We start from the raw sequence: 13,448 nt of genomic DNA, 5'->3' as shown, positions 1-13,448 counted from the left end.
AACCACCTCATCCTGAGGTGCCGCCGCAGGCGGCCTCGAAGGATGTTGGAGCAGGGCGCCCTACAACAGCGTCCCGCTCAGGATTGCCAGCGCAACGCTGAAATAGATCACGAGGCCGGTCACATCGACCAGCGTCGCCACGAACGGGGCGGAGGCACTCGCGGGGTCGAAGCCGAGGCGGCGCAGGATGAAGGGCAGCATCGAGCCGGTGACCGAGCCGAACGTCACGATGCCGATCAGCGCGGCGGCGACGGTGAAGGCCACCAGCATCCAGTGCTCGCCATAGTCGAAGATGCCGAGCTGCTGCCACGCCACGATCCGGACGAAGCCGAGCGCGCCGAGGATGGCGCCGAGCGTCAGTCCGGCCGGGATCTCGCGCAGCGCCACGCGCCACCAGTCGGCCAGCGTCACCTCGTGCAGCGCCAGCGAGCGGATGATCAGCGAGGTCGCCTGCGAGCCGGAATTGCCGCCCGAGCTCATGATCAGCGGGATGAACAGCGTCAGCACGATCGCCTTTTCGAGTTCCTCCTCGAAATGCTGCATGGCGCTGGCGGTGAGCATCTCGCCGAGGAACAGCACGCACAGCCAGCCGGCGCGCTTCTTCAGCATGTCGAGGAAGCCGATCTCCATATAGGGCTCGTCCAGCGCTTCCATGCCGCCGAACTTCTGCGCGTCCTCGGTGCCTTCCTCGATGATGGCGTCGATCATGTCGTCGACGGTGACGATGCCGAGCACATGGTCGTTGGCGTCGACCACCGGCACGGCGAGCAGGTCGTACTTCGAGATCAGCCGAGCCACGTCCTCGCGGTCGGTCAGCGGGTCGGTGGTGATCGGATCGTGCTGCGGCGCCACCGAAAGGATGGGGTGCTGCGGCTCGCCGGTGATGAGGCGGCGCAGCGTCACCGCCTTCAAGAGCTTGTGCGTCTGCGGATCGAGCACATAGATCGCGTAGATGGTCTCGCGGGTGCGTTCGATGGCGCGAATGTGCCGCAGCGTGTCGCCCACCGTCCAGTTCGAGGGCACGGTGACGAACTCGGTCGTCATCAGGCTGCCGGCGGTGTGCTCGGGATAGGACAGCAGCCGGCTGATCGCGGCCTGTGTCGAATCGTCGAGCCGCGAGAACAGGTCCGAGCGGATCGGCTCCTCGAGCTGGCGGAACAGTTCGGCGGCGCGGTCGGCCGACATGCCGGCGATCAGCGACACCGCCTGGTCGATCGGCAGTTCCTCGATGACGTCGGCATATTGCTCGAACTCCGGGTAGTCGAGCACCTCGACGGCGCGATCGCGCGGCAGCCGCGCCAGCACCGCGGACGCGGTTTCCGGCTCCTCCTCCTCCAGCGCCTCGGCGATGTCGGCGGGGTGTTCCTCGGATAGCTCGTCCAGCAGTTCAGCGACGTCGGCCGCACGTTGGCGGGCATCGAGATCGTCTTCGGAGGGGTTCCGAATCTCGTCCATATCGGCTCTTCTTTCCGTCGACCGGCCGTAAGCGGCGGTCGCGGGAGCCGATGCCAATTCAGGCGATCAGACCGCGGCGGCCGCTTCCGGCAATCGACTGTAACTGTCGCTGGGCATTGGTTTGGGTGTTTCCGGTTGCACCGCGGCACTGCGGCCGCGGCATGAGCTGAGTGAACCTGTAAGCGGATGCTGTCAAGCCTCGGATGCAACCGGGGTATTAGCCATCTCGCGACGCACCGCGGGTGCCACCTTGGTGCCCAGCAATTCGATGGCGCGCAGCACGTCCTTATGCGGCAGCGGGCCGACGCTGATCTGCATCAGGAACCGGTCGTGGTGGAAAAGCTCCTGCTGGAACAGGATCTTGTCGATCACCTGCTGCGGGCTCCCGGCCACCAGGTGGCCGCGCAGGTCAAGCCCGGCATCGAACTGGGAGCGCGACAGCGGCGGCCAGCCGCGCTCGCGCCCGATCCGGCCCATCATGGTGGCGTAAGGCGGGAAGAAGGTGTCGGCGGCGGCTTTCGGATTGTCGGCGACGAAGCCGTGCGAATTGATGCCGACCTTCAGGGTATCGGGAGCGTGCCCGGCGCGCCGGCCGGCCTCGCGATAGAGATCGACCAGCGGCGCGAATCGCTCCGGCTGGCCGCCAATGATGGCGAGCGCCAGCGGCAGGCCGAGGGTGCCGGCGCGCGCCACGGATTGCGGCGTGCCGCCGACCGCGATCCAGACGGGCAACTCACGCTCGGGGCGGGGATAGACGCCGAGATTGTCGATGGCCGGGCGGTGGCCGCCGCGCCAGCTCACGCGTTCATCCTTGCGGATGCGCAGCAGCAGTTCGAGGTTCTCGGTGAACAGCGTGTCGTAGTCGTTCAGGTTCTGGCCGAACAGCGGGAACGATTCGATGAAGGAGCCGCGCCCGGCCATGATCTCGGCGCGCCCGCCCGACAACAGGTCGACGGTGGCGAATTGCTGGAACACCCGCACCGGATCGTCGGAACTCAGCACCGTCACCGCGCTGGCCAGCTTGATGCGCCTGGTGATGGTGGCGGCGGCGGCGAGGATGATGGCGGGCGCCGAGACCGCGAAGTCCGGCCGGTGATGCTCGCCGACGCCGAACACATCGAGCCCGACCTCGTCGGCGAGGCGGATCTCTTCCATCAGCTCGGCGAGGCGTTGGGCGGGCGGGTGCTCCGGCCCGGTCTCCGCGAAGGTGTAGACGCCGATTTCCATGGGGATCACTCCATTTGTCGGCGCTCATAAAGGTAAGAGGCGCAAGGGCTGCAAGTAGGCACAGGGGTGTGACCGGGGAGGGTGCTTTGCGTGAGCATCCTTCGAGGCTCGCTGCGCTCGCACCTCAGGATGAGGTTGTTCTCATAAACACGACCTCATCCTGAGGTGCCCGGCAAAGCCGGGCCTCGAAGGATGTTCAAGCAGGACGACGCCTCACTCCCCGCCCGTCGCCGGCGCCGCCCGCGTCAGCCGGGTCCGCACCGCCCTCAGCCGCCTTGGGTCGAGCCGTCCCTCCCTTCCGCCGACGCACAGCGCGCCGCGGAAGCCGAGATAGTCCGCACCCACCGCCTTCAAGGGCGCGATGTCGGCCATGGAGAGCGAACCGGCCAGGCCCGTCATCAGCCCGTGGCGGCGGGCTTCAGTGACGAAGTGGCTGAGGGTGAGCGTGTCGAGATGGTCGGTCAGCCGGCCGGACTTCTTGTCCGCGGTGTCGAGCATGGCACCCAAGAATCCGGCGCGACCCATCACCGCCAGCAGCGCCATGTCCGGCTCCTGGTCGGCGAACAACACGCCGACGAGCCGGGTCTTCGCCGCCAGCGGCGCCAGCGCCTCGATGCATTCGCTCGCGTGGGCGGAGGCGAACAGCCCGACCTTGACGATCGGCACCCCGGTCACCGCCACGCGCTCCACCGCGGCGCGCAGGATCGCCGCCACCATCGGCTGGTCGCCGGCGGTGGCGGAGAGCAGCGGGCGCGGCTGCGGCCAGGCGCTCCAATATTGCACGGCGGCGGCCAGCGCGTCCGTGCTCCAGGAGCCGAGCGCGCCGAACGCCGGTTGCTTCAGATCGACGACATCCGCCCCGCCGGCGCGGGCGAGGCGCATCTCGCCGAGATCGGCGACGCTGGCGAGCAATCCTGTCATGAGGCATGTCCTGTCATGACGCCTGCGCCCTTCGATGGTTGGCGACCGCCTCCACCATCCAGCTCCACGCTTCCTGCTCCTCTGGACCGGCGGTCTTCTCCACCACGATCGCCAGCTGGGCCATGTCGCGGTCGATCTTTTCGGCCGGCAGCATGGAGAGCCGGCTGACCAGCACCGCCGCCTCGATCACCGCCGCCTTGGCGCGGTTCAGCCCCATGAAGGGCCGATGCATCTCGCTGCGCTCGATCTTGCAGAAGAAGCGCGGACGCTTCTCGTCCTCCTCGATGCGATCGACGATGAGCTCCTGGTGGGCGAGCGTCGCGGCGATGCGCTGGCAGTCGATCTTGGTCGCCTTGGCGAGCGGCACCGGCAATTGCTTGTGGCGCGAGACCAGCGCCGAGAAGATGCGCACATCATCGGTGAAATTGATGCAGGCGACGCGCGTCGCCATCAGATTCTCCAGCGTGCGCGACGGCCGGAACGGTTGCAGCAGATAGCCGCCCTCGATCACCGTGGCGCCGAGCGGGGCGAGATGCGGCTTGCCGTCAGCCGAGCGAGTGGAAATGATGGTTTCGCGGATCATTTTTTCTGGTCACTCTTGGGTCTTGCGCGGTTTCGACGACAGGGTCGACCCAGCCTCCTTGAACGTCAAGCGGTGCGCGTCTTCCGCGCTGCCGCCGGTCTCGCCGGCGACGCCCCATTTGAGCGGTTCGTCCTGCGCATAGCGCTTGCCGAGATGATAGGCGATCTCGGCGCGGGCCGTCTCGACGCCGAGATAGAAGGCGTGCGCGCCGTCCTGCTCCACCTTCAGATGCGGGAACAGCTGGAACGGATCCGCCGCGACGTGGTGGCCGTCGCGGTTGTAGATGTGGATTCCGTCTTCCGTGACCTCGATGCGGAAATTGCCGTCCTTCACCTGCGCCGCCAGCCGCGCCACTTCATCGGGGCTCGCCGCGAACGGCTTGCGGTCGCGCAGCGCCATCAGGCCGTGGCCGAAGCCCTGCGGCAGCGCGCCGGCCTGCCGGGCGGCGAAGAATTCGCGCCGGGCGCGGTCGAACTCGCGCACCGCGGTGCGGCAGTGCGGGCTCACCTGCACCGCCAGCACGGCGTTGAGCCTGAGCTCCGAAATGATGCCCATCAGCACCGCATTGATGCCGGTGGTGTCGGCATCGGTCAGCTCGGTGACATTGCCGATGCCCATCAGCACCGGGATGTCCGGATAGCGGCGGCGGATCTCGGCATAGCGCAGCAGCGAGGCGGTGAAGCCGTAATGGATCGGATCGAGGATCGGATCGGCGTAGAAGGCCTGGCCCTTCGCCGTGCAGATATCGATGGCGCGGGCGAGGGATTCGACATCGCCCTGCGTCGCCGGCACCAGCACCGGCACCGCGGGGCCCTCCTCGGCTATAGTGAGATTGGTCTCGTTGAGGCTGAGTAGATAGTTGGCGCCCGCCCGCGTGGCGCGGGAGAGCTCGGCAGCATCGAAGGAATCGACGCTTACCTTGATGCCCTCGGCCTTCAGGGCGGCGATGGCGGCTTCCAGATGCGGGAATTCGCTGTCGGGCAGGCAGCCGAGATCGATGACGTCGGCGCCTTCGCCGATCAGATATTTCGCCTTGGCGAGGATGCCGGGAACGTCCAGCTTTGTGGCGTCGACGATCTCGGCGAAGATGGTGACGTCCTGCTGGCTGAGGTCGACCGCGCGCTTCGCCTGGCCGAAATAGTCCGGCAGGTCGGCCATCTCGTCCGGGCCGCGGGAAAACGGCACGCCGAAGAAGCGCTCCAGCCGGTCGAGGTCGCCGCGGAAGCGGCCGGGCATCAGCACGCGGTCGGTGCCGTCGGGAATCTTCAGCCGGCGCTCGACGATCTCGGCGGTCATCAGCGCCGCCACCTTCACCCCGACATTGACCACCACCGGATCGAGCGTCTCGTCCGCCACCTCGCCGGCGATCTGCGTCAGCCGCGGCTCCGCCAGCGAGCCGGTAACCAGCGCGACGCGGGTACGAGGTGGAGTGTCCTCAGCCATTGGCGGCTTTCGCTCCGCTTTCCAGCCAGGCCCGGCGGGCGGCGATGGCGCCTCGCAGCTCGGCGATCGATTCGACCACGGTGCAGTCGTCGAATTCCTTCAGCTTGGCGGTGTTCTCCAGGTCGATGCGGCGCGGATAGACCGGCACCGGACCCTTCGGCGCCATGGTGATCATCTCCGGCGCGGTGTCGCAGGCGAAGACGATGGTGTGCACCCGGCACTTGCCGGCCTGCGCGAAGCAGTTGGTCACCAGCGTGTCGGAGATGCCGTAGACGCACTTCGCCACCGTGTTGGAGGAGGCCGGCGAGACGATCAGCGTGTGGTAGAGCCCCTCATAGAACTGCCCGACCGGCACCGAGGAAGCGGTGGTCTCCTTGAAGATGCGCGTGGTGGCGGGCAGCACCTCCTTGTCCTTGCGGTACATGCGCAGCACCTCGTCGGCCGCCGCCGATACGAACAGGTCGACATCATTGAGTTCGCGGATCAGGTCGATCGATTCGGTGAAGAAGTGTCCGGAGCCGGTGAGCGCCCAGCCCCAGCGCGGATAATTTTCGTCGGAGATGCCGTCCTTCATGCCGCGAACTCCCCGTCGAGCGCCTCGCTGAGCGAGATCGCCCGCACCGCGCCGCCAAAGCGCTGACAGATAGACGGGAAATGCTCGTCCACAAGCCCGTCATCGGCCCAGAGCTGCGGCGGACCGTCCGGGGTCTCCACCTCGGCCGACTTGATCAAGGTGAGCCGCGCGGCCTTCAGCCGGATGGCGAGCCAGGCGGCGAGGCTGTCGGAGGTCACCTCCCAGCTGGCCGGCACGTCGGCATCGAGTGCCAGCGGCACCGGCAGCCAGAGCGCGGCGTGCCCGGCGGCATGGGCCTCGAGGATGCCGGGCTCCTCGGCGCACGGCATCAGCCGCGGTTCGAGATCGGCGAGGGCGAAGGCGGTCTGCTCCATGGCGAGGATCGCCATGCGGTGCGCGGTTTCGTCGGAGAAGCCGAGGATCGGCTGCGCCGCGCGCACCGTATCGGCGAACGGCCCGCCGCCCGGCACGATGACGAGCGGCGCCCCGGCCCGGGCGAGGCAGGCCAGCAGTGCCGGCAGCCGCGGCGAGCGGATGAGGCTGCCGCCGAGCTTCACGATTTCGGGAGCACGAGTCATCGAGCGACCTCATCCTGAGGTGCCCGGCGCGAGCCGGGCCTCGAAGGATGCCCATCTCCGATGGCCGCCTTCTGCTTCAACATCCTTCGAGGCTCGCTGCGCTCGCACCTCAGGATGAGGTCGTTCGTACCGAGTGGAGAGACCTCGTGACCTCGTGCCGCACGTGCGGGTGCTGCATTCCGGTGCGGAATGCGGCCATTTGTCGGGGTCGGCCGATCTTGCATGGATCTTTGGTCGTCTAGGATCATTCTAACTCCGGCGCTAAGGTGCGCGCCTCATCAAGCGCCGCGCATGACGGCGTCGGTAACGATACCCCCCGGGAAGGACAAAGATGAATCGCATTCTCATCGCTGCCACACTCCTCGCCCTCGGCACCACCGCCGCCCTCGCGCAGGATGCGGCTGCGCCGGCTGCCGCTCCCGCTCCGGCTGCTGCAGCTCCCGCCGCTGCCGGCGCTGTCGCTGCCGGCGATCCCGAGAAGGGCGCCAATGTCTTCAAGAAGTGCATGGCCTGCCATGCCATCGGCGAGGGCGCCAAGAACAAGGTCGGCCCTGAGCTGAACGGCATTGTCGGCCGCAAGATGGGTTCGGTCGCCGGCTTCAACTATTCCGAGACGCTGAAGCAGCACAACGCCAGCGGCGAGGTCTGGGATGCCGAGAAGCTGAACAAGTATCTCGAGAACCCGAAGGGCTACCTGCCGGGCATCAAGATGGTGTTCGCCGGCCTGCCCAAGGACGGCGACCGCGCCGATCTCGAGGCCTATCTCGTCCAGTTCGACGAGACCGGGAAGAAGAAGTAGGGCTCGATCCTGGGTCCCCCCAGGATTGTCCTGTTGCAGCATCCTTCGAGGCCCGGCGTTGCCGGGCACCCCGCGGTTGGCCACCGGCCAACCGCTAGGGATGAGGTGGTTCATTAAAGCGACCTCATCCTGAGGTGCCGGCCATTTGGCCGGCCTCGAAGGATGTTGAAACAGCGTCACCATCACCCATGGCACCGGCTTTCCGCCTCGACCGCCGCGCCTTCATCGCCTGCGCGGCATGCGCCGCGGCCGGCACTGGCTTTGCCGCGGCCGGCACGCGCTTCGCCGCGGCGGACACCACGCAAGTAACTGCGCCGGTCACCGCCCGCGACCCGCTCAAGCTGGAAAAGCTCGCTGACGGCGTCTTCGTCTATGCCGCGCCCTATGAATTGATGGCGCCGGAAAATGGCGGCGCCATCTGCAATATGGGCGTCGTGGTCGGCAGCGAATCCGCCGCGGTGATCGACACCGGCAACAGCGTGCTCACCGGGCGGCGCCTCAAGGAGGCGGTGCGCCGCGTCACCGACCGGCCGGTGCGCTATGTCATCAATACCCACATGCATCCCGACCATGTGCTCGGCAATGCCGCGTTCCGGGGGGAGGGCGCCAGCTTCGTCGCGCATCGCAAGATGCCGCGCGCGCTGGCGGTGCGTACCGACACCTATATGGCGCAGGTGCACCGCCTGCTCGGGCCGCTCGGCGAGGGCACGGAGGTGGTGCTGCCGGACGTGCTGGTCGACGGCCGCATGAGCCTCGATCTCGGTGGGCGCGAGCTGATTCTCGAATCATGGCCGACCGCACATACCGACAACGACCTCACCGTGTTCGACGAGGCTTCCGGCACCTGGTTTCTCGGCGACCTGCTGTTCGTCGGCCACGTGCCGACGCTCGACGGCAGCCTGAAAGGATGGCTGGCGCTGATGGAGGCGCTCACCGCGCGCGGTACCACCCGCGTGGTGCCCGGACACGGCCCGGCCTCGGTCGCCTGGCCGATGGCGGCGGGCGACGAGCGGCGGTACCTCGATCTCGTGCAGTCCGACGTGCGGCGTCTCATCGCGGCGGGCCAGCCGATGAGCGTTGCACCCGGCCGGGTGGCGCAATCGGAGCGGGAAAAGTGGGTACTTTTCGACGAATTCAACCCGCGCAACGCCATCGCCGCTTACCACGAATATGAGTGGGAATAGGGTCGGGGCGGCAGCTTCGGCGTTCGCGCCGCAACAAGGCTCCTAGGAACTTCAAAGTATTCCGACTGGTATAACAAATGCCACGTTCGCAATTGCAGCAAAATCATAATAAGGACGTTTCTCTTAAGGGTTCTTATTGCGTGCCGTTCAAAATGGCGCTAGGCTCACTTATGTCTTCGGCTTCAACGGGTTTCGGGGGAGTTTTCTCCTTAAATTCGGTTCGTAGGCCAGCTTGGGGCGGGATGCCCCCGTGAGATCCGGCTGTTTCTCCCCCAGCCGGTCGTGACACGCTGCCGAAGATGAACGGTCAGAATGAAAAGAATAAATCGGCAGCGGATTGCCCGGAATACCGGTCAATAGCGCCCGGAGGATCGCGTTCAGGAGGAGATTACGCATGCGCAAGCTCGCCTATGCGGCAATGCTGCTGGGTACTGCGGCCGTTGCTATGCCCGCCATGGCCAATGACGGACTGCAGAAAATCATCAAAGACCCCAAGCAATGGGGTATCCAGACCGGCGATTACGCCAACACCCGTTATTCCCAGCTCAACCAGATCAATGCCGGCAATGTCGGCAAGATGCAGGTAGCCTGGACCTTCTCGACCGGCGTGCTCCGCGGTCACGAAGGCGGTCCCCTCATCATCGGCGACGTGATGTACGTACACACGCCGTTCCCCAACATCGTCTATGCCCTCGACCTCAACAACGATGGCAAGATCATCTGGAAGTACGAGCCGAAGCAGGATCCGAACGTCATCCCGGTGATGTGCTGCGACACCGTGAATCGCGGTCTCGCCTATTCCAACGGGCTGATCTACCTGCACCAGGCCGACACCACGCTGGTGGCGCTCGACGCCAAGACCGGCGAGAAGAAATGGTCCGTGGTCAATGGCGATCCCAAGAAGGGTGAGACCAATACTGCGACTGTTCTGCCGGTGAAGGACAAGGTCATCGTCGGCATCTCCGGCGGCGAATTCGGCGTGCGCTGCCACGTCACCGCCTATGACAGCGCCACCGGCAAGCAGGTGTGGCGCGGCTACTCGATGGGCCCGGACAGCGACCTGCTGGTCGACCCGGCCAAGACCACCGCTCTCGGCAAGCCGATCGGCGCGGACTCTTCGCTGAAGACCTGGGAAGGCGATCAGTGGAAGATCGGCGGCGGCTGCACCTGGGGCTGGTATTCCTACGATCCGGAAACCAACCTCGTCTATTACGGCTCGGGCAACCCCTCCACCTGGAACCCGAAGCAGCGTCCCGGCGACAACAAGTGGTCGATGACCATCTGGGCGCGTGACGCCGACACCGGCATGGCCAAGTGGGTCTACCAGATGACCCCCCACGACGAGTGGGACTATGACGGCATCAACGAGATGATCCTCACGGATCAGGAGATGAACGGCCAGCAGCGCAAGCTGCTCACCCACTTCGACCGCAACGGCTTCGGCTATACGCTGGACCGCGTGTCGGGCGACCTGCTCGTCGCCGAGAAGTTCGACCCGGCGGTGAACTGGGCCACCAAGGTCGACATGGACCGCAACAGCCCGACCTTCGGTCGTCCGCAGGTGGTGTCGCAGTTCTCGACCGAGCAGCAGGGTGAAGACGTCAACACCAAGGGCATCTGCCCGGCGGCGCTCGGCACCAAGGACCAGCAGCCTGCGGCCTACTCGCCGAAGACCAAGCTGTTCTACGTGCCGACCAACCACGTCTGCATGGACTATGAGCCGTTCCGCGTCAGCTACACTGCGGGCCAGCCCTATGTCGGTGCCACCCTGTCGATGTTCCCCGCGCCGAACAGCCATGGCGGCATGGGCAACTTCATCGCCTGGGACAACACCAAGGGCAAGATCGTGTGGTCGCTGAAGGAGCCGTTCTCGGTGTGGTCGGGCGCGCTCGCCACCGCCGGCGACGTGGTCTTCTACGGCACGCTCGAAGGCTACCTGAAGGCGGTCGACAGCAAGACGGGCAAGGAACTCTACAAGTTCAAGACCCCGTCGGGCATCATCGGCAACGTCACCACCTATGAGCACAAGGGCAAGCAGTACATCGCCATCCTGTCGGGTGTCGGTGGCTGGGCAGGCATCGGCCTCGCGGCCGGCCTGACCGACCCGCAAGCCGGTCTCGGCGCGGTGGGTGGCTATGCGGCCCTGTCGAGCTACACCAACCTCGGTGGCCAGCTCACCGTGTTCGCGCTGCCGAACTGATCAACGGGCGGAAGCCGGTCCAGGCGAAAGCCTGGCCGGCTCCCACCTCTCAAGACAAAGGGGCCTGGCCGTCGGTGAGAGCCGGCGTGCCAGGCCCCGGCGTCTCGGCGATCCGGTTCTTATAAAAATCTTAGAACTGTTCCAGAGACTTCGCTCCGGCCTCCCCCGGCCCCGGAGCGGCACAATAGCGGTCCTGGAACCCAGGGAGTGTCCCTCATGAAGTATGCTTTCCGCGGACGGTCTCTTTCCGGCATGCTGCCGGCCGCCGCTGCCCTCGCCTTGCTGCTGATCGGTGGCGCCCCCGCTCTCGCCCAGCAGCCGGCCCCTGCCGCTGGTGGCGCGTCTGCCGCCGAAGCGCAGGCCGCGGCGACCAAGGACGAGATGGGCAAGTACACGCTCCCCGACGGCACGCCGACCTATCACTTCTCCGCGGACGGCACGATGGACTGGTACACCTATAGCGGCTACCGCCGCTATCACGCCGAGTGCCATGTCTGCCACGGCCCCGACGGCCTCGGCTCCAGCTACGCCCCGGCGCTGGCGGAGTCGCTCAAGACCATGACCCACGACCAGTTCATGGAAGTCGTCGTCAACGGCAAGCAGAATGTCGGCGTCGGCCAGGCCAACCAGGTGATGCCGGCGTTCGGCGAGAACCTGAATGTGATGTGCTACATCGACGATATCTACGTTTATCTGAAGGCCCGCGCCGATGGGGTGCTCGACCGCCAGCGGCCGAGCAAGCGCGAGGACAAGACGAAGGCGTACGGTGACAATGAGAACCAGTGCTTTGGTCGTAAGTAAAACCCCGGTCGTCATCCCGGACGAAGGCGCAGCCTTCGAGCCGGGATCGCGTACCCGTACCGTCACGCGATCCCGGCTCGGCCGTTGGCCGTCCGGGATGACGATGGTGGGAGGGGTGGCGGCGATCCTCGTCGCCCTGATCGCCGCGCCGTCCGCACGCGCCCAGGTCTCCGATCTCGTCGATCGCTCCACGCTGCGTGTGTGCGCGGATCCGGCGAACATGCCCTTCACCAATGAGAAGGGCGAAGGCTTCGAGAACAAGATCGCCGACCTGCTCTCGCAAAAGCTGAACCTGCCGCTGGACTATACCTGGTTCCCGCAGGCCACCGGCTTCTACCGCAAGACGCTCGGCGAGAAGCGCTGCGACATCGTGATGGGCTATGTCGCCGGCGGCGACCCGGTGCTCAACACCAACCCCTATTACAAGTCGGCCTGGGTGCTGATCTCCAAGAAGGGCGGCGACCTCGAAGGTGTCGATTCGCTGGAGGATATCCGGCTCAAGGGCCGGCATATCGGCGTCGTCGCCGGTACCCCACCGGGCGACCTCCTGGCCCGCAACGGCCTGATGAGCATGGCCAAGCCCTATTCGCTCACAGTGGACCGCCGATTCGACAGCCCGGCCGAGCAGATGATCGCCGACATCAATTCCGGCGAGATCGATGCCGGCATCTTGTGGGGCCCGATCGGCGGCTATTATGCCCGCCGCTCCGAAGCCGCGCTCGATGTGGTGCCGCTGGTGAAGGAGAGGGGCGACCCGCAAATGGTGTACCGCATCACGCTCGGCATCCGCCCGGGCGAGCTGAACTGGAAGCACCAGCTCAACGATTTCATCACCGCCAACCAGCCGGAGATCAACCGCATCCTGCTGGAATATGGCGTGCCGCTGCTCGACGAGGCCAACCAGCCGATGGGAGCCGGCAAATGAGCCCACGCGCCGGCCACGGACCCTCGGGGGACCCGGCCGGAACGCTGCCGCGCGAGGAGGCTTCTCCCGTGCCGCTGGCCTGGCTGGCCATGGCCGGGCTCGCCGTGGTGCTGGCGCTGTCCCCGGCCTATGCGCAGGAGCCGGCCGCGCCCGGCACTGCCACCGCGACCGACAAGGCGGTGCAGGAGGCCCTCAATCCGCCCAAGGTGCCGCCGGAGCCGGACGGCTACCGCACCGATGACTACCGCGCCCCGACCCCGGCAACGCTGCGCGGCGCCACCGTGCTCGACACCGACACTGCCGCCAGGCTCTGGCGCGACCGGGCGGCGCTGTTCATCGACGTCATGCCGCGTGACGTGAAGCCGGCGAACCTTCCCGCCGGCACCATCTGGCGCGACAAGAAACGCGACGACATCCCCGGCAGCGTGTGGTTCCCGAATGTCGGCTATGGCCTGCTCAACGCGCAGGTGGACGGCTATTTCCGCGGCGGGCTGGAGAGCCTCACCGGAGGCCGGCATGATGCGCCGCTGGTGTTCTACTGCCAGACCGAGTGCTGGATGAGCTGGAACGCCGCCAAGCGTGCGCTCGAGTACGGCTTCGGCAATGTCTCCTGGTATCCCGGCGGCAGCGATGGCTGGGCCAAGGCTGGCCTGCCACTGGAAACGGCCGTGCCGCGGTTGTGAGCGCGCTCTGCTTCAGCATCCTTCGAGGCCGCCTGCGGCGGCACCTCAGGATGAGGTTGTCCTAAAGGGAGAACC

At 66.4% G+C, this 13,448-nt stretch carries 13 protein-coding genes; 6 read left to right on the top strand and 7 right to left on the bottom strand.

Annotation, left to right across the window (positions count from 1 at the left end; genetic code table 11):
* Positions 1-60: 60 nt before the first annotated feature.
* From mgtE to G3545_RS09710, 7 genes are all read right to left on the bottom strand, one after another.
* On the bottom strand, positions 61-1,455 hold the full coding sequence (gene mgtE, locus G3545_RS09740) for a magnesium transporter (protein WP_170012024.1): 1,395 nt from the start codon (positions 1,453-1,455) through the stop codon (positions 61-63).
* Between the two features lie 192 nt (positions 1,456-1,647).
* Positions 1,648-2,682: an LLM class flavin-dependent oxidoreductase gene (locus G3545_RS09735; protein WP_170012022.1), complete on the bottom strand. Its 1,035-nt coding sequence runs from the start codon at positions 2,680-2,682 to the stop codon at positions 1,648-1,650.
* A 213-nt stretch (positions 2,683-2,895) separates the two neighbouring features.
* Positions 2,896-3,603, bottom strand: coding sequence for a (5-formylfuran-3-yl)methyl phosphate synthase (locus tag G3545_RS09730; protein ID WP_170012020.1), 708 nt, complete (start codon positions 3,601-3,603; stop codon positions 2,896-2,898).
* Between the two features lie 13 nt (positions 3,604-3,616).
* Positions 3,617-4,186 carry a DUF447 domain-containing protein gene (locus G3545_RS09725; RefSeq protein WP_170012018.1) on the bottom strand — a complete coding sequence of 190 codons (570 nt, stop codon included), beginning with the start codon at positions 4,184-4,186 and terminating at the stop codon, positions 3,617-3,619.
* 9 nt (positions 4,187-4,195) lie between these two features.
* Positions 4,196-5,629, bottom strand: a complete 1,434-nt coding sequence (locus tag G3545_RS09720) for a DUF6513 domain-containing protein (protein WP_170012016.1) — start codon at positions 5,627-5,629, stop codon at positions 4,196-4,198.
* Positions 5,622-6,203 (bottom strand): flavoprotein, encoded by a 582-nt coding sequence (locus G3545_RS09715; protein WP_170012014.1) that lies wholly within the window; start codon positions 6,201-6,203, stop codon positions 5,622-5,624. The genes G3545_RS09720 and G3545_RS09715 overlap by 8 nt, the downstream gene beginning before the upstream one ends.
* Positions 6,200-6,781 (bottom strand): aspartate kinase, encoded by a 582-nt coding sequence (locus G3545_RS09710; RefSeq protein WP_170012012.1) that lies wholly within the window; start codon positions 6,779-6,781, stop codon positions 6,200-6,202. Before G3545_RS09710 ends, G3545_RS09715 begins: the two co-directional genes overlap by 4 nt.
* Before the next feature lie 331 nt (positions 6,782-7,112).
* Between G3545_RS09710 and G3545_RS09705 the strand changes: the two genes are divergently transcribed.
* The 6 genes from G3545_RS09705 to G3545_RS09680 all read left to right on the top strand — a co-directional run bounded on the left by G3545_RS09705 (position 7,113) and on the right by G3545_RS09680 (position 13,373).
* Complete coding sequence (locus G3545_RS09705) at positions 7,113-7,580, top strand: cytochrome c family protein (protein WP_170012010.1); 468 nt, start codon at positions 7,113-7,115, stop codon at positions 7,578-7,580.
* Positions 7,581-7,768: 188 nt separating this feature from the next.
* The gene (locus G3545_RS09700; protein ID WP_170012008.1) at positions 7,769-8,764 is read left to right on the top strand and encodes a quinoprotein relay system zinc metallohydrolase 2; all 996 of its coding nucleotides are present in this window, start codon (positions 7,769-7,771) and stop codon (positions 8,762-8,764) included.
* A 394-nt stretch (positions 8,765-9,158) separates the two neighbouring features.
* Entirely contained in the window at positions 9,159-10,964 is a 1,806-nt protein-coding gene (xoxF5, locus tag G3545_RS09695) for a lanthanide-dependent methanol dehydrogenase XoxF5 (protein ID WP_170012006.1), read from the top strand.
* 216 nt (positions 10,965-11,180) lie between these two features.
* Entirely contained in the window at positions 11,181-11,765 is a 585-nt protein-coding gene (locus G3545_RS09690; RefSeq protein WP_170012004.1) for a c-type cytochrome, methanol metabolism-related, read from the top strand.
* A 103-nt stretch (positions 11,766-11,868) separates the two neighbouring features.
* The gene (locus tag G3545_RS09685; RefSeq protein WP_246702878.1) at positions 11,869-12,690 is read left to right on the top strand and encodes a substrate-binding domain-containing protein; all 822 of its coding nucleotides are present in this window, start codon (positions 11,869-11,871) and stop codon (positions 12,688-12,690) included.
* Positions 12,687-13,373: a PQQ-dependent catabolism-associated CXXCW motif protein gene (locus tag G3545_RS09680; RefSeq protein WP_246702757.1), complete on the top strand. Its 687-nt coding sequence runs from the start codon at positions 12,687-12,689 to the stop codon at positions 13,371-13,373. The genes G3545_RS09685 and G3545_RS09680 overlap by 4 nt, the downstream gene beginning before the upstream one ends.
* Positions 13,374-13,448 lie beyond the last annotated feature (75 nt).

Origin of the sequence: Starkeya sp. ORNL1 (genome assembly GCF_012971745.1) — a bacterium.
Taxonomy (GTDB): domain Bacteria; phylum Pseudomonadota; class Alphaproteobacteria; order Rhizobiales; family Xanthobacteraceae; genus Ancylobacter.
This window is presented reverse-complemented; position numbering and strand designations above follow the sequence as displayed.

Coding starts and splice junctions, on each gene's coding strand:
- mgtE (WP_170012024.1), bottom strand. CDS start 1,455: ATGGACGAGATTCGGAACCCCTCCGAAGACGATCTCGATGCCCGCCAA.
- G3545_RS09735 (WP_170012022.1), bottom strand. CDS start 2,682: ATGGAAATCGGCGTCTACACCTTCGCGGAGACCGGGCCGGAGCACCCG.
- G3545_RS09730 (WP_170012020.1), bottom strand. CDS start 3,603: ATGACAGGATTGCTCGCCAGCGTCGCCGATCTCGGCGAGATGCGCCTC.
- G3545_RS09725 (WP_170012018.1), bottom strand. CDS start 4,186: ATGATCCGCGAAACCATCATTTCCACTCGCTCGGCTGACGGCAAGCCG.
- G3545_RS09720 (WP_170012016.1), bottom strand. CDS start 5,629: ATGGCTGAGGACACTCCACCTCGTACCCGCGTCGCGCTGGTTACCGGC.
- G3545_RS09715 (WP_170012014.1), bottom strand. CDS start 6,203: ATGAAGGACGGCATCTCCGACGAAAATTATCCGCGCTGGGGCTGGGCG.
- G3545_RS09710 (WP_170012012.1), bottom strand. CDS start 6,781: ATGACTCGTGCTCCCGAAATCGTGAAGCTCGGCGGCAGCCTCATCCGC.
- G3545_RS09705 (WP_170012010.1), top strand. CDS start 7,113: ATGAATCGCATTCTCATCGCTGCCACACTCCTCGCCCTCGGCACCACC.
- G3545_RS09700 (WP_170012008.1), top strand. CDS start 7,769: ATGGCACCGGCTTTCCGCCTCGACCGCCGCGCCTTCATCGCCTGCGCG.
- xoxF5 (WP_170012006.1), top strand. CDS start 9,159: ATGCGCAAGCTCGCCTATGCGGCAATGCTGCTGGGTACTGCGGCCGTT.
- G3545_RS09690 (WP_170012004.1), top strand. CDS start 11,181: ATGAAGTATGCTTTCCGCGGACGGTCTCTTTCCGGCATGCTGCCGGCC.
- G3545_RS09685 (WP_246702878.1), top strand. CDS start 11,869: ATGGTGGGAGGGGTGGCGGCGATCCTCGTCGCCCTGATCGCCGCGCCG.
- G3545_RS09680 (WP_246702757.1), top strand. CDS start 12,687: ATGAGCCCACGCGCCGGCCACGGACCCTCGGGGGACCCGGCCGGAACG.